The 18,838-nt window shown below is 70.0% G+C and carries 17 protein-coding genes; 14 read left to right on the top strand and 3 right to left on the bottom strand.

What is annotated here, in order from left to right:
• The first annotated feature begins 2 nt into the window (after positions 1 to 2).
• Entirely contained in the window at positions 3 to 626 is a 624-nt protein-coding gene (locus tag JUB11_RS13760) for a DUF1919 domain-containing protein (RefSeq protein ID WP_247887048.1), read from the top strand.
• 17 nt (positions 627 to 643) lie between these two features.
• Here the strand turns inward: JUB11_RS13760 and JUB11_RS13755 are convergent, their stop codons facing one another.
• Positions 644 to 1,666, bottom strand: coding sequence for a sulfotransferase (locus tag JUB11_RS13755; RefSeq protein ID WP_207459122.1), 1,023 nt, complete (start codon positions 1,664 to 1,666; stop codon positions 644 to 646).
• Positions 1,667 to 1,674: 8 nt separating this feature from the next.
• A complete protein-coding gene (locus JUB11_RS13750) occupies positions 1,675 to 2,883 on the bottom strand; it encodes a tetratricopeptide repeat protein (protein WP_207459121.1) in 1,209 nt (402 codons plus the stop codon).
• 155 nt (positions 2,884 to 3,038) lie between these two features.
• On the opposite strand from JUB11_RS13750, the gene JUB11_RS13745 reads away from it, so the two are divergent.
• Positions 3,039 to 4,256, top strand: coding sequence for a glycosyltransferase (locus tag JUB11_RS13745; RefSeq protein WP_207459120.1), 1,218 nt, complete (start codon positions 3,039 to 3,041; stop codon positions 4,254 to 4,256).
• Here JUB11_RS13745 and JUB11_RS13740 read toward each other — a convergent pair.
• Positions 4,225 to 6,798: a glycosyltransferase family A protein gene (locus JUB11_RS13740; RefSeq protein ID WP_207459119.1), complete on the bottom strand. Its 2,574-nt coding sequence runs from the start codon at positions 6,796 to 6,798 to the stop codon at positions 4,225 to 4,227. The two genes, JUB11_RS13745 and JUB11_RS13740, sit on opposite strands and share 32 nt — an antisense overlap.
• A 244-nt stretch (positions 6,799 to 7,042) precedes the next feature.
• On the opposite strand from JUB11_RS13740, the gene JUB11_RS13735 reads away from it, so the two are divergent.
• The 12 genes from JUB11_RS13735 to JUB11_RS13680 all read left to right on the top strand — a co-directional run bounded on the left by JUB11_RS13735 (position 7,043) and on the right by JUB11_RS13680 (position 18,836).
• The gene (locus JUB11_RS13735; protein WP_207459118.1) at positions 7,043 to 8,164 is read left to right on the top strand and encodes an SRPBCC family protein; all 1,122 of its coding nucleotides are present in this window, start codon (positions 7,043 to 7,045) and stop codon (positions 8,162 to 8,164) included.
• Entirely contained in the window at positions 8,151 to 9,728 is a 1,578-nt protein-coding gene (locus tag JUB11_RS13730) for a glycosyltransferase (protein ID WP_207459117.1), read from the top strand. The genes JUB11_RS13735 and JUB11_RS13730 overlap by 14 nt, the downstream gene beginning before the upstream one ends.
• A gap of 83 nt (positions 9,729 to 9,811) precedes the next feature.
• On the top strand, positions 9,812 to 10,864 hold the full coding sequence (gene pseI / locus JUB11_RS13725; RefSeq protein ID WP_348771427.1) for a pseudaminic acid synthase: 1,053 nt from the start codon (positions 9,812 to 9,814) through the stop codon (positions 10,862 to 10,864).
• An 11-nt stretch (positions 10,865 to 10,875) separates the two neighbouring features.
• On the top strand, positions 10,876 to 11,652 hold the full coding sequence (locus JUB11_RS13720) for a glycosyltransferase family protein (RefSeq protein WP_247887034.1): 777 nt from the start codon (positions 10,876 to 10,878) through the stop codon (positions 11,650 to 11,652).
• Positions 11,653 to 11,746: 94 nt separating this feature from the next.
• The gene (locus tag JUB11_RS13715; RefSeq protein ID WP_207459115.1) at positions 11,747 to 11,980 is read left to right on the top strand and encodes a phosphopantetheine-binding protein; all 234 of its coding nucleotides are present in this window, start codon (positions 11,747 to 11,749) and stop codon (positions 11,978 to 11,980) included.
• A 68-nt stretch (positions 11,981 to 12,048) separates the two neighbouring features.
• Positions 12,049 to 12,861, top strand: coding sequence for an alpha/beta fold hydrolase (locus tag JUB11_RS13710; protein WP_207459114.1), 813 nt, complete (start codon positions 12,049 to 12,051; stop codon positions 12,859 to 12,861).
• Positions 12,858 to 13,130, top strand: a complete 273-nt coding sequence (locus tag JUB11_RS13705; protein ID WP_207459113.1) for an acyl carrier protein — start codon at positions 12,858 to 12,860, stop codon at positions 13,128 to 13,130. The genes JUB11_RS13710 and JUB11_RS13705 overlap by 4 nt, the downstream gene beginning before the upstream one ends.
• On the top strand, positions 13,127 to 14,347 hold the full coding sequence (locus JUB11_RS13700) for an AMP-binding protein (protein WP_207459112.1): 1,221 nt from the start codon (positions 13,127 to 13,129) through the stop codon (positions 14,345 to 14,347). The genes JUB11_RS13705 and JUB11_RS13700 overlap by 4 nt, the downstream gene beginning before the upstream one ends.
• A complete protein-coding gene (locus tag JUB11_RS13695) occupies positions 14,344 to 15,093 on the top strand; it encodes an SDR family NAD(P)-dependent oxidoreductase (protein ID WP_207459111.1) in 750 nt (249 codons plus the stop codon). Before JUB11_RS13700 ends, JUB11_RS13695 begins: the two co-directional genes overlap by 4 nt.
• A 19-nt stretch (positions 15,094 to 15,112) precedes the next feature.
• On the top strand, positions 15,113 to 16,219 hold the full coding sequence (locus JUB11_RS13690; RefSeq protein WP_207459110.1) for a ketoacyl-ACP synthase III: 1,107 nt from the start codon (positions 15,113 to 15,115) through the stop codon (positions 16,217 to 16,219).
• A 163-nt stretch (positions 16,220 to 16,382) separates the two neighbouring features.
• Positions 16,383 to 18,245 (top strand): flagellin, encoded by a 1,863-nt coding sequence (locus tag JUB11_RS13685; RefSeq protein ID WP_207459109.1) that lies wholly within the window; start codon positions 16,383 to 16,385, stop codon positions 18,243 to 18,245.
• 177 nt (positions 18,246 to 18,422) lie between these two features.
• A complete protein-coding gene (locus tag JUB11_RS13680; protein WP_207459108.1) occupies positions 18,423 to 18,836 on the top strand; it encodes a flagellar biosynthesis repressor FlbT in 414 nt (137 codons plus the stop codon).
• Positions 18,837 to 18,838 lie beyond the last annotated feature (2 nt).

Raw genomic sequence — 18,838 nt, 5'->3', positions numbered from 1 at the left:
CCATGCATGGAAATATGTGGGCAGTCGTTTCCAGCAATTGTTGGGGCGCGGGGATCTATCAGGATCTCGAAGCCCCCTACAATTCACCCTTTATCGGCCTCTTCGTCATGCCCGGCGACTTCATCCGGCTTCTGCGGGACTTCAACCGCCATATGGAGGAGAATTTACGTTTTGCGGAGAATTCCCGTTATCGTGATGCGAATTATCCGGTAGGCATCCTTGGTGACGGCATCGAAATTCATTTCATGCATTACACGTCACAGGAGGGCGCGCGCCTGTCCTGGGAGCGACGCACGGACAGGATGCCCAGGGATCCCTCAAAGCTCTTCTTCCAGATCTCCGACCGGAGCGGGTTCACGCAAGAACATCTGCGCGCCTTCGCGGAACTCGACCTTCCGCACAAGCTTTGCATGGTCCGAAAGGGGCGCTTTGCCGACGCGGCACGGCATGGCGCGCTGGAAATGGATTCTCCAGAGGACAGTTGCGAGCCCGGTCCGAAGCTGTGGGAGGCCTGCAAGCGGCTGCCGGACTTCTGCCCATTCCGCTGGCTGTACGAAGGGGCTGGCCTCGGCGCCCCGGCCGATCTTCCCACGATGAAGCGGGCTTTACGCGAGAGCATCGCTTAGCGGCCGTTTCAGTGATCCTAACCGGTCCCAGGCGGAAGCCCGCCCCAACGGCCCACGGTTGGGATCACGCCCTCATACGCGCTCGCCCGGCCGAGATCGGAAAGGCGACGGTCCATGAGCCGCCGGCACCGCTCCTCATGAGCAAGGGTCACATCAGGACCCTTGTCCACGGCGCCGAGAGCCAGCACCTCCTCCACGGCCGCGCCGTAACCGAGCCGGGTCAGGCGATCCCGTCCCAGCGCGTCCAGCAGGGTTTGCAGGTCCGGGACCGACAGTTCACTTTTCCAGCGGTCGAGCGAATCCGCATGAGGGGCGGTTGTCTTCAGGATCTTGTGGTCGCCGAACTGCTTCTTCGACCGTCCGAGGGCCGTAAGGTCCGTCATCGCCCGAACCGATTCCTCCGGGCTCGGGAGGCCGAGATGCATCAGCAGCGCATGCAAGGCGGCAATGGGATCCGCGATCAGCCTTTCGTAGTGAACGACGTGGACACGGTCGCCGAGTGCGGTGGAGAAGCGCTCCAGCGCCCCCAATCCGGTCAGAAGGTCGAAGACCGCCGGATGGTCGTCCCCGGAACGGAGAAGCGCCGGCAGATCGAATCCCCAGGTGGAGCGATAGGAGGCCGCGATGGCGAAAGGATTCCGCCGCAGCCATACAAGCTTGGCATCGGGAAACACGTCGTTCAGATAATCGAGGATCAGATGATAGCGGGGCGTCTTGTCGAGAAAGAAGGTTTTCCCGCTGCCTTGCAGAGCCATTCCATAGAGAGTGGCGGCGGCGGCGCGGGCGGCGGAGCGCAGGCCTTCCTCGCCGGCGAAAAGGTCTAGCGCGGTGCCGACCAGTCGTGAGTCCGCCGGATGCCGCCGGTCGACCTGCCCCAGGGAATGCAGGGCAAGCATCACCCAGGGTTCCGGTGGCGAGGCGATCTCGGGATGATTGTCCAGAATCGCCGACAACAGGGTGGAACCGGAGCGGGGCAAGGCCAGGAGGAAGCCGAGATTCTGGCCGGTTCTTCCGATCCTTGTGCTCTCCAGGGCGGCCACCGTACGATTCAACCCTCGGGCAGGCCGGCGAGCCGGTCGATGCCCTGGACGAACGGCTGGATGAGTCGCAGGCCGAGGGCGACTTGGTGCGGTGCCAGGGCTGCAGCCTGCGTGAGGGCGACCTTGCCTTCCGCAGGCCGTCCCTGACCGAGCCGAACGGCGGCGAGAATCACGCCGGTCAGCGCGAGTTGCGGCGGATGGCGCAGAGCTTCCGTTGCATCGGCGTCAGCTCCGGCCAGATTTCCGAGCGCGAGCTGAACCATGGCCCGATGGGAAAGTGCCAAGCTTCTCAATGCCGGGTCGGAGCCTCCCGTCACGGCTCCATTCACATCGGCCAGTGCCTCGGCGGTTTGCCCCAGCCGCATCCGGCAGAAGCCGCGCTGGGCGAGCATGGCGGGCGAGGAAGGAGAGCTGTTGAGAGCATCGGTCAGGATGTGGACGGATTCGTCGGGCCGTCCGGCCAACTCCACGCTGCGGGCCAGCAGCAGCACCGTCGATGCCCGTGGCTCTTCGCACTGGCTGATGCCGAAGTTCTGAGCGGCCTCGTCGAAAGCCAGCGAGTACAGAAGCCCGAGCCCAAGATAATAGCGTGCCTTCCACCAATCCGGACGTTGCTCGACGGCAATGCGGAAGGCGGATACGGCTTCGTCCAGCCGGTTGAGCCACATGAGCGCATTGCCGCGCTCGATCTGGAAGCCTGCATCCTCGCCCATATGGGGGGCAGCCAGATCGAAGGCCTCCAGCGCTTCGGCGTAGCGCTTCTCATTCATTCGGACCTGGCCGAGGAAATTGAGCGACTCAACGGCACGGCGGGCAGCGCGCGGCGTCCCGGCAATGGCGGTGCGCAAGGCCATGGCGGCTTCGTCCGATTGGCCTTCCTCCAGAAGATCCTCCGCGATGTCGGCATGGCCGAGGGCTTCCGCGTCCGGGTCCAAGGACTTTGCGTTGTTCAGAACCGTGTCGGCCGCATCGGCCTGCCCGGCGGCGCGGAGAAGCGCCGCGAGGTGATGCGCGGATCCGAAATGGGAGGGATCGACAGCCAGAGCCCGCTGAAAGGCCGCCACGGCCGCAGCGGTTTCCTTCTGTTTGGCCAGAGCCACGCCCATCTTGTGGTGGTAATTGGAAAAGGCGTCATCGCGGATGCTCTTCCGCCACCGCTCGATGGCTTCAGGCGACAGGTCCGGTACGGGCGTTCTGGCGGTCGAGCGGTCGTTCATCAGCTGCCAAGAAGAGCGCGGGGAGGGAAAAGCCGCCGCATAGTGCAGGACTGCACCGTCCGCCGCAAGCCTCGCAGGAAGGCACATGGGGCCATTGACGTCCGACGGCCCGTTCATGCCATTGTTCACGCACCAACAGACGAGTCTTCCGTACGATGCCTTTTCCGACGGTCTTCGCCGTCGATCCGATGATGATCGACCGCAGCGGACACCATCATCACCTCATGACCGAACTCGGCGCGGTTCTGGCGGCGCGGGCGGTGGGCTTCCGTCTGTTCGTGCCGCGCTCGGCGGACCGCGAGAGCGTCGTGGCGCCGTTCGGTGCCGTCGCTTGCCTGGATCACCTTCCCTCGGCCCGGGTCTTCCCGATGCCCATCGCCGACATCGGGGCGGTGAACTACCGCTTCCATCTGGACCTCGCCCGGATCGGAGAAGCGGCCGGACCCGCCGACACGCTCTTCTTCCCCCGTTCGACCCACCGCAGCCTGTTCGGCATCCTGCGCTGGCTGGAGGAGCGGCCAGCTGGCACGCGCCCCCATTGCGTGCTGACGCTGGAGGCTCAGGAGTGCTTCGACGGTTTCGACGGCACCGTGCATCGCCGCAACACGGAGATCTATGCGACGATCCTGCGCGGGCTCGCCGCGCTCGACGGGCCGAAGCCGGTGCTTCTGGCTTTTTCCTCGTTCTACGCGAAGCATCTGGAGGCACTGGCGGACGGCGCGATCCACGTACGGCCCTTTCCCTTCTCCTACCTGCGCCCGCGGGAAGCGCTCCCGCGCCCTGGGCCGGAGACGGCGCCGGCCATCGGGCTGTTCGGCAACACCGGCTGGGAGCAGAAGGGGCTGCTGCCGTTACTTGATGCCGCGCGCCGGCTTCTGCGGAACGGCCGCGCGCTTCGCCTTATCATCCAGATCGACGAGCCCACGGAGGAGGGGCGGCTCGCGCCCTATCGCGACGTCCTGGAAGACCGGCGCGTGATCCTTCTGCGCGGGGGGCTGCCACCCGAGGAGTACGACCGCTGGCTCGGCAGCTGTTCCCTCGCGGTCCTTCCCTACGGGCCTGCCTACCGGTACCAGCCCTCCAGCATCCTGTTCGAGGCGCTGTCGCGCGGCCGGCCCACGCTCCTGCCGGAGCGGTCGGAAATGGCGCGCGACGTGGCCGCTCTGGGCGTCCGCCAGCCGCTCTTTCGCGAATGGAACGGCGAGGCTCTGGCCGCCGCCATCGAGGAGGCTCTGGAACGCCAAGCCCTTTACGAGCAGGAGGCGCTGAAGGCCGCCGCCCGTCTCCGGCAGGAGGCTCCGGGCACGGAACGTCTGGCGGACCTTCTCGACGCCCGGCGGTTCATGTCAGGAGACGCAGCCCCGCCGCGTTGATGGGGTGGGTGCAGCCGATCGGGTTGGGAAGAGTGCCAGCGAGCGTGCGGGCGATCTCCCGCCAGAATTGGCTGGCGATCAGCACCAGGTCCGCCTCCGGCGCCGTCCGCAAGGCCGAGGGAGGCAGGATCGGAAGGCCATCGAGTTCGCCGGTCTTCTGGCTGTCGACGAATCCGGCGACCCTCGGGCGCTGTCCCACGGCGGTCAGCTGTCGGAGCGCCGCGCGGCCGGCCGAGCCGGCGCCGAAGATCCAGACGCGCCCGGCCTGGGGCAGGGCGGACCAGGGTACGAAGACGCCGTCCAGCGCTTCGGAGACCGTCATCGCCAGAGGCAGGGCGTCCCCGCTTCCCGGCACCAGCTGGTCAAGTTCCAGCGACAGCGCGACTCGGTCGAACCGGTCGTCCGCGCCGATCCGGAGAGGATGGGCGAGATGCCATCCCGGACCGCGGCGATGGACCGCGAGGGGGCCGAGTGCCATGGTCTCAGCCGATCCGTCCGCCCGCCGGACATGCAGCCGCGCGGATAGTTCGGCGACCTCGGAACCGTCGCCGGAGTCGGCGAAATACCACCGCAGGACGGACTGGCCGGCAGGCAGGGAGACTGCCTCCGCCGTGGCCGCCCGGCTGTCCTCAAGCCGAAGCGTCCGGGACAGCAGGACGGGCGCGGTGCTTTCCATAGGTTCGGCCTTGAGGATTCCGGCGCCGAGCCGGTCGTCGATGGGCGGGAGGTTTTCCCGGCCATAGCCGCCCCCCTCGCCCAGCGCCGCGCGTCCCACCATGCGCAGCGAAAGCCTCTCAGCCTTCTCAGCCATCGCGGGATCCCGCCACCAGCCCGACTGGCCGGCACCATGATAATGGTAGGTGACGGTCGCCTCGCAGGAGAAGACGAACCGGCTCCGTTCGGCGAGGAGGTTGAGGAGATGCGTGTCCTCCCCGAGGTCCAGCCCCGACGGGGCAAGCAATTCCTCGTCGATCAGGCGCGTCGACGCGAGCCAGCAGTGCGGCGGCAAATGGGCTGCCGGGCTCCAGAGGCGGCGCGGGTTGGGGAAGAAGAAGGCGCCGAGCCGCAGCCGTAGCGCCGGGACGGGCAGGGGGATCGTGTCCGCGGCCGGGCTCCCGAAGCCGTCCTCGGCCATCTCGACCGCGCCGCAATAGGCGACCTGGGCCTCCGGCAGCGCGAGGCGCCGGCGCGCCGCGAGCGTTTTCAGCAGGGTCCGGACATGGTTCGGGTGCAACTCGTCGTCATCGTCGAGCAGCCCGAACCAGGCGGCGCCGCTCGCCTTCACGGCGGCGAGCCCCTCGGCCAGGGCGCGGTCGCTACCGGCGCCCGGCCGATGGAGGACCTTCAACGCGAAGCGCCAGGGACGGGCCAGCAGTTCGGCGTTCTCCGGCGTTTCCCGCCAAAGAACCACGACGACGGTCATCGGCACGCCCTGCCGCTCGAGGCTGGCGAGGGCGCGTTCGAGATAGGCTCTCGGCCGGCCTCCGGCGCGCACGACATAGGCGACGGCGGGCAGGTCGCCGTCCCCTTCGGAAGCAGGGCGATAGCCCCTGTCCGTCAGCACGGCCCGGTGCATGTCGAGCAGGCGCTGAAGGACGAGGGGCGCGGCACCTCGCGCCATCGCCTGCTCCCGCGCGCCTTCGGCCAGCGCCCGTGCGACCGCCTCGTCGCCGGACAAGCGGGCGAGGTGCCGTTCGACCTGCCAGCGCAGGAACGAAGCCGGAGCTTCGCCGTCCAGCAGTCCCGCTTGGCCATCGCTGCCGGGCACCGGGGCGACCTCATCGGATAGGACAAGGCAGCCGGCGGTGGCGAGGGCCACTCGGCAGAGATCGCCGGCCAACACCGATCCCGCGCGGCCCGCACCGCCCAGGCATAGAGCAACGCGGTGCGCGGCGGCCACGGCGGCCAGCGCCTTGCCGTCGGCGCAAATGCACTCGGCCGGCAGGCCCGACGCGGCGGCGGCTTCCACCGCGGCGGGAACCAGGCTGACGACGCGGATCCCGTGCCGCCGCGCCAAGTCCCGGCACAAGGCCACGCGTTCCCGGTCGGGCGGCGCCGTCAGCACCACGAGAAGCCCTTCGGCGGGTTCGGTCGTGCAAGCCCTGTGTTCAGGAGCCCTGTGCTCCGGCGGAGCCAGCGGCGGCAGATCCAGGATCGGCGCCGCCTGCTTGCGGCTGCCGAACAGGAGGTCGGCCAGGAAACGGCGGTCCTCCTCGCGGCCGACCAGGTACCCGTCATGGCTGAGGATCCGCGCGAGCGCCTCATTCGCCGGAACGGCATCCAGCTCCGACCGCTCGAACAAGGCGTAGCTCGGCACCGCCGACAGCTTCGGCTGAAGCGCGCACATCGTGAGGATAAAGGCAAAGCCTGGATCTCGCAGCCCGTCGGCCCGGTCGAGGACGACGCACCGCGCCGCGCCGGCCGCGCCGGCCGCGCCGGCAAGCCGCATGGCCGCCTCGCGCCGCGCCGGATCGCCGGGTGGGGTCAGGATTGCGAAGGCCGGGAGATCCTCCCCCGCCATCTCGTCGCGGTCATGCTGCAACGGAAAAGACCTCGTTCGGTTGCGCGTCCGGGTGCCGCCCACGCGGGGCGGCCATTCTGCGCCCAGCTCGAGAGCGGCGCAATCCGGGTCGCGACCGCTTGCGGGCGCTCCGCCTGACCTCCTATCATGGCGCTGTCGGGGCATGGGCTGGTTCCTGGTGCAATGCCGGCCGGCAGCGTCCAGCCCGAACAGGGACGCCTTGCAGAAAGGCCTCCCTCGAGAACAGGGACACAGCGTGGCTCCTATGCCATTCATACCGGTGAAAGCCGCCCCGGGCCTGGTGCCCGCCGCCTACCGCGACGCCTCGATCTTCGCCGACGAGCAGGACCGCATCTTCCGCCGCGGCTGGATCTTCGCCTGCCTGCGCGACGAGGTGGCGAACCACAACGACTATGTGGTCCGGCGCGTCGGCGGCATGGACGTGGTCGTTCAGAACTTCGACGGCGCGGTCCGGGCGTTTCAGAACGTCTGCACGCACCGCTTCGGCCTGATCCGCTCCGACGCCTGCGGCAACGGTCCCCTGCGCTGCCGGTACCATGGCTGGACCTTCGACCGGGAGGGCGTGCCGGTCGGGATGCCGGGGCACGCCGCCAACTTCGGGCTGGACGAGGCGGGACGCCGGGCGCGCGCCCTGCGCCCGGTCGAACTGGAGGCTTGCGGCGATTTCCTGTTCCTGCGCGTCGAGCCCGGCGGGCCGGGGCTGGAGGAGCATCTTGGCGGCTGCGCGGCGCTGCTGCGCCACCTGTCCGAGATCTTCGGCACCCGTGTCGATGAGCAGGTCCTGCCGTGGGAGGCCAACTGGAAATTCGGCGTGGAGAATGTGCTGGAGGTCTACCACGCGGACACGGTGCATCCGGACACCTTCCGCCGCTTCGTGCAGAAGGACTGGCGCTGCTCCTACGATGGGCCGCATTCGCGCGGCACCATCTCGCTGAGCGAGGACAGCGCCCGCTGGTGGGACAAGGCTGCCAAACTCCTGGCCTTGCGCCCCAGCCCGGATCTCCGTGAGTACGAGCATCTGCACGTCTTCCCGAACCTGGAAATCGCGGTCACGCGCGGGACCCTGATGAGCGTGCAGAGCTACGACCCGGCCGGGCCGGAACGCTGCGAGCTGCGCCTGCGGCTTTACTTCGCCCACGGAGACCGGCCGGATCTGGCCGGGCGGGGCGCCTGGACCGCCTTCGCCGACACCGCGCGGACGCAGAACCTGCGCCTGCTCGGGGAGGACCGGGAGGTCGCCGAGCAGGCGGCGCTGGGCGCCCGGCAGGTGGATTTCCCGTCCGTCCTCGGGCTGAACGAGGAGCGCATCCAGCATTTCCAATCCGTCTATTCGGGCTGGATGGGGGGTGGCGATGACCGCGGTTAGGGACGGGCTGGCCGGGGAACTGCTCGCCCTTCTGTCCGACCGTGCCTTCGACGCGGACAAGATCAACCGCTTCGCCGGCTTGTGTGGAGAGATCCGCGCGACGGCGAGCCTGGAGGAGCGGCTGGCGCTCGCCGAGCGGCTGCGCCGCGACGCGCCGTCGGGCGACACGATCCGCCTGCACTCCGTGCTCTTCCAGCTCACCGGCGACCTGTACCATTTCGAGCGCATCCTGCATTACCTGCTGCTCGGCCGGGATAGTGTCGGGCCGGAGCTGATGCACTACGTCTACTGGTGCATCTCCCGGCAGCTCTTCATGGGGGCCGCCGCGCCGGAGAAGGCCGCCGCCTTCCCGTCCTGCGACCTGTACCGCTTCTACGAGGAGCTGGTCCGGGCGGTGATGCGGCGCTGGCGCGTGGTGCCGCCGCGCGCCGTTCCACGCGGCGGGCCGGTCCGCCGGGTGGCGGTGGTGACCAACCAGTTCCTCGGCGACCAGCACCAGCCGTCGCGCGACTGCTTCGACTACGCGGCCCGCCTGCGCGAGGAGCAGGGCGTCGAGGCCGTCATCTTCAACGCCAACACCATGCCGGCGCGCGTGGAGTGCCTGTTCATCCCGCCCTTCGTCGCCACGGCGATTCCCGAGTACCAGGGCGTTCACACCGTGTCGATGTTCGGCCAGCAGCTGCGCATGGCGTCCTTCACGGAACCCGCCCTGACCGCTGGCAAGCTGGCGGATATCGTCGCGGCGGTGGACGGCTATGACCCGGACCTGATCGTCTCCTTCGGCGGCTCCAACATCGTCTGCGACCTCTTCGCCGAGGCGGACGCCCGCCCGGTGGTCTGCCTGCCCACGACGTCGGGCGTCACGATCTCGCTGGCGCAGCTCGTTCTGGGCTATGACGAGCAGGATTACACCCGCTCGATCCCGGAACTCTACCGCGCGCCCTTCGCGGGGCGTTTCCGGCCCTTCGCCCTGGGCTTCACCCCGCCCCCGACGGCGGAAGCGGCCGGCGACTTCGGGCTCGGCAAAGCCGGCTTCGTCTTCGCCGTGGTCGGCAACCGGCTCGACCAGGAAGTCGGGGAGGAGTTCCTGGAACTGTCGGACGAGATCCTCGACCGCTGCCCGGAGGCGGTGATCGCCTTCGCCGGAGAGGTGGAGACCCTGCCCGCGAGGCTTGAGGCCCGGCGGAACAGGGCGCGGCTGAGGAGCCTCGGCCGGATTCCCGACATCCGCGCCTTCTACCGGCGCTGCCATGCCTACCTCAACCCGCGGCGCCAGGGCGGCGGCGGCAGCGCCGCCTTTGCCCTGGCCGAGGGGCTGCCGGTCGTCACGCTGGCGCAGGGCGATGTCGCGGGCGTCGCCGGGCCGGAGATCGGCGTGCCCGACCGGGCGGCCTTCCTGGAGCGGGCCGGGACGCTCGTCCGCGACCCGGCCGAGCGGGAGCGCCAAGCGGCGCTGTCCCGGCACCGCTTCGGGACGGTGGGCGACCGCCGCCGATGCGTCGAACGCCTCCTGGCCTACGGCGAGGAGGCGCGCGCGCTCTGGCGGAGCGGCACCCGCCCGTGAGGCATGACCCGCGGACGCGATCCGTGGCAGAGTGGGGTCGGTCCCCGTTCCGAAACCGTCCCGAAACCCGAGTTAGCACCACCGTGAACAGCGTCACCATCGACGGCCGCCCCATCGGCCCCGGCCATCCGCCCTACCTGATCGCCGAGATGTCGGGCAACCACAAGGGCGAGCTGTCGCGCGCCATCGCCCTGGTCGAGGCGGCGGCGGCGGCGGGGGCGGACGCGGTCAAGCTCCAGACCTACACGGCCGACACCATCACCATCGACCATGACGGTCCCGGCTTCCGGCTGGAAGGGGGCCTGTGGAATGGGCGGACCCTGCACGACCTCTACCGCGAGGCGCACACTCCCTGGGACTGGCACGCGCCGCTCTTCGCCCGCGCCCGCGAGCTGGGCATCACCATCTTCAGCTCCCCCTTCGACGAGACGGCGGTCGAGCTGTTGGAAGGGCTGGACGCCCCGGCCTTCAAGATCGCCTCCTTCGAGATCGTCGACCTGCCGCTGATCCGCCGCGCGGCGCGCTCCGGCCGGCCGCTGATCGTCTCGACCGGCCTCGCCACGCTCGGCGAGGTGGCCGAGGCGGTTGAGGCCGCAGGCACGGCTCCCCTGGCGCTGTTGCATTGCGTGAGCGGCTACCCGACGCCGCCCGAGGACTGCAACCTGCGCACCATTCCGCATCTGTCCGAGGCCTTTGGTCTGCCGGTCGGGCTGTCCGACCACACCAGGGGCGTCGCGGTCCCCGTCGCCGCCGTGGCGCTCGGCGCGACCGTCATCGAGAAGCACTTCACCCTGTCGCGGGCCGATGGCGGCGTCGACGCCGATTTTTCCCTGGAGCCGGACGAGTTCAGGGCGATGGCCGAAGCGGCGCGCACCGCCTGGTCGGCGCTCGGCCGCGTGTCCTACGGTGTGGAGCCGAGCGAGGCGGGCGGGCGCGACTACCGCCGCTCGCTCTACCTGGTGGCCGACGTCGGTGCCGGCGAGCCGCTGACCGCGGCCTCGGTCCGCTCCATCCGCCCCGGCTTCGGCATGGCGCCCAAGCACCTGCCCGAGGTGCTGGGCCGCCGCGCGGCGCGGCCCCTGCGGCGCGGCGAGCCCCTGCGCTGGGACATGCTGGCGCCGGAGGAGGCGCCGTGACGGGAGGCGTCTTGACGGGAGGCGTCTTGACGGCGGCCCGCCCGCGCGTGGTCTGCATCTCCCAGGCGCGCATGACCTCGACCCGCCTGCCGGGCAAGGTGCTGATGGAGGCGGCCGGGAAGCCGCTGCTGGAGCATCATCTCGAACGGCTCGGACGCTGCCGGACCCTGGACGCCCTGGTCCTCGCCACGACCGTGAACGCCACCGACGACCCGCTGGAAGCGCTCGGCCGCCGGCTTGGCCTGCCGGTCTTCCGGGGCAGCGAACAGGACGTGCTGTCCCGCTTCGCCGGGGCCGCCGCCGAGGCGGGGGCCGACATCGTCGTGCGGGTGACCTCCGACTGTCCGCTGATCGACCCCGCGCTGGTCGACGGGCTCGTGGCGGCCTTCCTGGCCGGGCGGGGCGAGGTGCCGCCCCTGGACTATCTCAGCATAGACACCTCCCTCCTGCCGCGCGGGCTCGACGCGGAGGCCTTCACGCGCGCAGCACTCGACGAGGCCGCCGAACAGGCCGCCGATCCCGCCGAGCGGGAGCATGTCACTCCCTACATCTACCGCCGGCCCGGCCGGTTCCGGCTGGGCCGGCCCCTGCGCCCGGACGGCGCGGGGCCGGTGGAACTCCGCTGGTGCGTGGACGAGCCCGCCGACTTCGAGCTGGTCCGCCGGCTGCTGGAGGCGCTGCTCCCCGAAAATCCCACCTTCGGATGGCAGGATTGTTGCAAAGTGCTGGAGGCCCACCCCGATTGGGCCGGCATCAACCGCGAGGTCCGGCAAAAGACCGTGCACTGATGCCGGCTGATGCTAGGGCAGGGTCCGGCGACGGACGACGAACGAGAATGACCGGGAACGGGCGCCATGCCCCCCGGCGACAAGGAGACAGGCGATGAACCGCACGGAATTTCTGCTGGCGCTGGACGACATGCTGGAGCTGCCGGCCGGCACCCTGACGGGCACCGAGGAGCTGGATGGGCTGGAGGGCTGGGATTCGCTCGGCGTGATCAGCTTCATCGCCCTGGTGGACGAGAGGACGCAAAAGGTCGTCGAGGCGGAGAAGCTGGCGCAGGCCAAGACGGTCGGCGACCTGCTGGCGCTGGCCGGCGTCAAGGAGCCGGCCTGAGCCACGACCGCGCGATGAGGGTGGACGCGGCGCCGGCTCGCACCGGTGGCACCGCCGGGGCCGGGCGGATGACCCGGAGGACGGTGTACTTTCCGGGCGGCCCGGCCTCCTACCTGGCGCTCGGCCGTGAGCCGGAGGCGGGGAAGACCGCGGCTCCGCTCCTGCTCCTGCATGGCTTCGCCGGGGACCTCCTGACCTGGCAGCTCAACATGCCGGTGCTGGGCGCCGACCGCAGGGTCCTGGCCGTGGACCTGCCCGGGCACGGCCAGTCCACACTGGACGTCGGCGACGGCCGCGTCGCCGGATTCGCACCCTGGCTCCTGCGCTTCCTCGACGCGGTCGGGCTCGACCGCATGCATGTGGCCGGCCATTCCATGGGCGGCTATGTGGGGATGGAGCTGGCGCGGCTCGCGCCGGAGCGGGTGGCGAGCCTGACGCTGATCGCCAGCGCGGGGCTCGGTCCCGACTTCGACCTGGGCTTCCTGCGGCGGGTGACCGCAGTCTCCTCGGAGGAGGAGGGGACGGACTGCGCGGCACGCCTGTTTGCCGGCCCCTGCTGGCTGGTGGACCGCATCGGCGCCGTCCTGCACGCGCAGGCCGCCGATCCGGCGCGGCGCGCGGCGCTGGAGCGCATCACGGAGCAGTCCTTCGCCGTGGCGGCCGAGCGCTTCCCCCCGGTGGACTGGTCGGCCTTCCCGATGCCGGTGCAGGCGGTCTGGGGCGCGCAGGACCGCATCATCCCGCTGCCCTCGCCGCACATGCTGCCCCACGGCGCGCCGCTTCATGTCTTCGACAAGGCCGGCCACTTGCCTCATAGTGAGGCGGCCGGCCCGACCACCACGGTGCTGCGCGATTTCCTCAACCTTTGCGACGCGTCATGACCGATTCCATGCTCGCCCTCATCACCGAGGAGCTGTCCCGCATCGCCGCCGACAAGGGTGAGACGCTGCCGGCCGTCGGCCCGGACAGCCGTTTCCTCGACGGCGGCCTGCCCATCGATTCCCTGGATCTCGCCACTCTGCTGGTGGTGCTGGAGCAGCGCACCGGCCAGGATCCCTTCCGCGCCGGCTTCCGCCAGTTCGCCACGCTGGGCGAGCTGGCGTCGCTCTATGGTGCCGACGCGAAGGCTCCGGCCAGCGGCGGCGCATGAAGGCCGCCCCGCCCTCCTGGATCGGCGCACGCGCCCGCCTCATCGAGGACGGGCGTGAGGCAGGCTGGCCGGAGATCGCCGCCCTGGCGGACCGGCTGGAGCCTGCCTTCCGGCAGGGCGGCCCCGTTCCGTCAAATCCCAGTCCCGTGACCGCTCTCGTTGCCGCTCTGGTCGCCGCCGAGCGGGCCGGGGTGGAACTGCGCCTCCGGCGCCGGCCCGGCCCGGTGGCCGAGGCGGGCGGGGCGGAGCACGGTTTTTCCCTGCTGATGGAGACCTCCGGCACGACGGGCGAGCCGAAACGGGTGCGGCACGATTTCGCGCGGCTGTGCGGACGGCTGCGCGGATCCAGCGGCGAAATCGAAGCCCGTTGGCTCCTCACCTACGATCCGGCGGGCTTCGCGGGCCTCCAGGTGATCCTGACCGCCCTGGGCTCGGGAGCGGCGCTGATCGCCGCGCCGGGCGCGGGGATCGCCGAACTCGCCCGGCTGGCGGTGGAGCGGCGGGTCACCCACGTGAGCGGCACTCCGAGCTTCTGGCGCGGCTTCCTGATGGCGCTCGGGGATGACCGGCCGCCGCCGCTGCGGGCGGTCACGCTGGGGGGCGAGGCGGCGGACCAGCCTCTGCTCGACCGGCTCGGCGCCCTGTTTCCGGACGCGCGGCTGCGCCACATCTACGCCAGCACGGAGGCCGGCGCCCTCTTCGCGGTGGCGGACGGCCGGGCGGGCTTCCCGGCCGCCTGGTTCGGGGAGGGCGTCGATGGCGTGCGGCTGCGTCTGCGCGACGGTGTGTTGGAAGTGCTGAGCCCGCGCGCCATGACCGCTTTGGTCGAGGGTGGCGGGGAAGCCGGGGAGGGCGGCTGGCTGTCCACCGGCGACCTCGTCGAGATCCGGGGCGACCGTGCCCTGTTCGTGGGCCGCCTGGACGGGCGGGTCAATGTCGGCGGCGTCAAGGTCTCGCCGGAGGCCGTCGAACGGCTCCTGCTCGGCGTGCCGGGCGTGCGCGACGCCATCGTCCGGACGGCCGCGAACCCCATCACCGGCCATATCCTGACGGCCGAAGTCGTGCCCGAACCGGCGGTGTCGGAGGCGGACCTCCGCGCCCGGATCCGGGAGGCGGCGGCGGCGCTGGAGCCCGCGGCCCGGCCGCGCGCGATCCAGCTGGTCGGGGAGATTCCGCTTTCGGCCGCGGGCAAGAAGAGCCGGGGAGGAACGCCGTGAGCGAAGGGAATCCCGTTGGCGCGGGGCGGCACGTCATCGTCACGGGTGGCAGCCGTGGGCTGGGGCTCGCGCTCGTGCGGGCGTTGCTTGCCGACGGCTACCGTGTGTCCACCTGCAGCCGCTCGGAGGGCGCGGAGCTGCCCACGCTGTCCGGGCCGGACCTGTTCTGGGCGCCCTGCCGGATCGGCGATGCCGCCGAGGTGCGCTCCTTCTTCGACGCCGCCCTGGCCTGGGCCGGGGACGCGCCCTTGTGGGGGCTGGTCAACAACGCCGGCATCGCGCGCGAGGGCGTGCTCGCCACCTTCCCGGACATCGACAGCGAAGAGGTGATCCAGACCAACCTCGTCGGCGCCATCCAGACGGCGCGCGCCTTCCTGCGCGCCAAGCTGGTCCGGCGTGGGCCGGGGCGGATCGTCAACGTCTCCTCCATCATCGGCCAGCGCGGCTACAACGGGCTCGCCGCCTACTCGGCCTCCAAGGCGGGGATGGACGGGCTGACGCGGGCGCTCGCCCGCGAGGTCGGGCGTCTCCAGGTCACCGTCAACTCCGTCGCTCCCGGCTATCTCACCACCGAGATGTCGGGAACCCTCTCGGCCGGGCAGCGCGACCAGATCGTGCGCCGCACGCCGTTGGGCCGGCTGGGCGGGGTGGAGGACGTGGTGCCGGTGGTCCGTTTCCTGCTCGGCGACGGCGGCGCCTTCATCACCGGTCAGACCATCGTGGTCGACGGCGGGATCACCTGCTGAGGGCGGAGGGGAGCGGGCCATGGTCGCCAGCGTGATCGAGGGCGTGGGCATCGCCGGGCTCGCCGCCTGCCTGCCCGAACGGCGCGAGACGGTGGAGGAGCTTGCCCTGCGCTTCGGCGAGGAGGCCGCGCGCAAGATCGCAAAGGCCACGGGCATCGAGGCCCGCCACCTCGTGCCGCCACACCAGTGCGCCTCCGACCTCGCCGAGGCGGCCGCCCGCCGGCTGCTCGACCGGCTCGGCTGGGACCCTGGCTCGGTCGAGCTGCTGGTCACCGTCTCACAAACCCACGACCATATCCTTCCGGGCAGCGGCTTCCTGCTGCACCGGCGCCTGGAGCTGCCGAAGGGGGCGGCGGTGCTGGACCTCGGGCTCGGCTGCTCGGGCTATGTGTACGGGCTGTGGACCGCCGCCGCGATGCTGAAGGCGGCGGGGGCGCGCCGGGCGCTCCTGGTCGCGGCCGACACCATCTCGCGCGTCATCGATCCCGGCGACCGCACCGTGGCGCCGCTGTTCGGCGACGCCGCCACGGCGACCGCGCTCGAACTGGATCCCGCAGCCCCGCCGATGGCCTTCGCGCTCGGCAGCGACGGAGCAGGCGCACCTTATCTTTCCGTGCCCGGCGGGGGCATGCGGCGCCCGGATGAGCCGGCGCATCTCTTCATGGACGGCACACAGGTCTTCGCATTCACCCTGCGCGAGGTGCCGGACAGCGTGCGGGCGGCGCTCGCCCTGGCGGGCTGGGGCATGGCGGAGGTCGACCATCTCGTCCTGCACCAAGCCAACGCCCAGATGATCCGCCACCTCGCGCAGAAGCTCGGCGCCACGCCGGAGCAGGCCGTGGTGGCGCTCGCCGGCTTCGGCAACACCAGCTCGGCCTCCATCCCGCTGGCGCTCGTGGCCGCCCTGCCGGACCGGCTGCGGGCGGGGGCGGCGAGGCTCCTGTTGTCGGGCTTCGGTGTCGGCTGGTCCTGGGGCAGCGCCGCAGTCACGGTGGGGCCGCTGCGGGCCTGCGAGACGATGCTGCTCGGCGCGGATGGCCGCGCCATTCCATTGGAGTCCTCCTCGGCAAAAGATGCCGGGGCGGCAAAGGGTGCCGGGGAACCGGCAGTTTCTGCCGGTCGGTAGGAAAATTCTGCCTACTCCCTTCCTGCCGGGAGGCAGGGATTTCCGGGGGAGCCAGGCAAATTCGAACTGGCCCGCTTATTGCGTCATGGGAATCCGGGGGAAGTAATCCCCCTCCGCCCGAATTAGTCGGTGCCGGACACAAATCCTCCAAAGGAGTGACCCCATGGCTTTCAATGACGTCTCGCTCACCTCGGGCATGCGCACCAACCTCCTGCAGCTGCAGAAGGTGAACGGCCAGATCGAGCGGCAGCAGAATGTTCTCGCGACCGGCAACAAGATCAACTCGGCGCTTGACGGCCCGACCTCCTTCTTCGCGGCCAAGGGCCTGACCCAGCGCGCCGGCGACCTGACCGCCCTCAAGGACACGATGGGCCAGGCGGTCAGCACCATCAAGGCGGCCGACAAGGGCATCAGCGCCATCACCTCGATGATCGAGCAGGCCAAGGGCCTGACGACCGCCGCTTACTCCGCGCTGGGCAGCGATGCCGGCTCGGTGGCCACCCGCAAGTCGCTGGCCGCCCAGTTCAACGGCCTGAAGGAGCAGATCGACAAGCTCGCCACCGACTCCGGCTACGCCGGCAAGAACCTGATCGCGGGCAACGGCCTGCGCCTCGACGCGACCAGCTCGTCGCGCGCCGCGGTGAACAGCCTCGTCGGCGTCGACAACGCCCGCGTCACCAACGTGAAGTCGACCGACACCTACACGATCCGCGTTTCCGGCGACGGCTCGATCGAAGGCAAGGCGGGCGACATCGGCGACGCCGAACAGGCGCACGGTCTGGTCGGGCTGAAGCTGTCCGGCACGATGAACTCGAGCGCAGGCAACTTCTCCGACGTGCAGATCGAGGTGCGCGGCGCCACGGGCCGCGAGCGTTCCTTCATCCTCTCGGATGGCGAGGAATCGCGCACCATCAACTACTTCGACAACAGCCAGACGGTCGCCACCGACCTCAAGACGGCCGCCAAGAGCGGCACCGCCCAGGTCAGCTCGGTCGAGATCAAGGGCACGATCGAGGAAGGCGACACCTTCACCATCACGGTCGAGAACCAGACCTTCACCTACAAGGCGACGGCCGGCGACACGATGATCGGCGAGGACGCCCGCGAGGAGGTCGCGACGCGGCTGCAGGAGTCGATCAGTAACGCCCTGCTATCCGGCGGCCGCCTGTCCAGTTCGGACCTGGCGACCGTCAGCTTCGACGGCAACACCGTAACGCTCACCGGCCAGACCACGGCCGGCGTCGTCCGCGACGTTTCCGTCAGCGCGAAGGCCGAGAACGCCCTGACCAAGCGCATCTCCGAGAGCTTCGCCTCGGGCACGGTCGTGTCCTTCACGGTCGACCGCAAGCAGCTCGAGGCTGCGGCCAACGGCGGCAACGGCATCTCCAGCATCGAGAAGAACGTCGACATCTCGGTCTCGGTCACCAACCTGACCGGCAACACCGTGACCCGCAGCGGCAACTCCGAACGCGGCTCGGGCAAGCTGAGTGACGGTGAGCAGTCCTTCGCCTTCGACAGCGGCACCGTCCGCATGAAGGTGGACGAGAAGGAGATCATGCAGGCGGCGACCGCGAACGCGGCGGCCAACATCGTCACCACCCAGGTCACGGACGCCAACACGTCCAACGACGTGACGGTGCAGCTGAACGAGCGCAACACCAACTCGATCTCCGTGCAGGCCCAGAACCTGACGACCAGCGGCCAGGGTCTGGGCGTGGACTTCGCGCAGAACGACTGGGCGGACCGCGCGGACATCGACAAGGCGGTCGAAGGCATCGATGGGGCCCAGCAGAAGCTGCGGTCGGCGTCGCAGAACCTCTCGACGAACCTGAACATCATCACGACCCGCGAGAGCTTCACCAAGGAGTTCAGCGACGTGCTGGTCGAAGGCGCCAACAAGCTGACGCTGGCCGACCAGAACGAGGAGGGCGCGAGCCTGCTGGCGCTTCAGACGCGGCAGCAGCTCGGCACCATCGCTCTCTCGCTGGCCAACCAGTCCCAGCAGTCCATCCTCCGGCTGTTCTAAGCCGGAGAGTTCGGGTAGGATCGGGCCCGGCGGGCGGCGGCGTGAGCCGCCGCCCGTTTTCTTTTCCGGTCCACCGGCGGGACGGCCCCGGCCGCGACCCTTCCGGCGGCCGGAGCGCCGACTTCCGAACCGCGTCGCCACGACACATTCGATCCGCCAGCTCCGGGTTTCCCGTTCATGCCCCTGAAGTTCGTTCTCCGCCCAAACGAGAAGGTCATCATCAACGGCGCCGTCATCGGGGCCGGAGACCGTCCGGGTGCCTTCTTCCTCTACAACACCGCGAATTTCCTTCGCGGACGCGAGGTGCTGAAGGAAGAGCAGATCGACGGGATCGAGAAGAAGCTCTATTTCGTCATTCAGCTCGTCTACATCTTCCCGGAGGACTCCGTCCTGAACCTCCAGCGTTTCGCCTCCATCCTGGCGGAAACACGCGCCGCACGCCCCGACCAAGCGAAGGCACTCGACGAGATCGAGGCGCTCGTGGCGGACCGGAACTACTACAGGGCGCTGAAGCAGTGCCGGAAGCTGTTCCCGTCCGGCGCCGAAAGCCAGGACCCGGGAAACGACGCCCCATCGGATCCGGATCGGTGAGC

Source organism: Azospirillum sp. SYSU D00513 (assembly GCF_017356015.1).
Taxonomy (GTDB): domain Bacteria; phylum Pseudomonadota; class Alphaproteobacteria; order Azospirillales; family Azospirillaceae; genus Azospirillum.
Note: the sequence above shows the minus strand (reverse complement) of the source record. Positions and strands in the feature narration are given on the sequence as shown.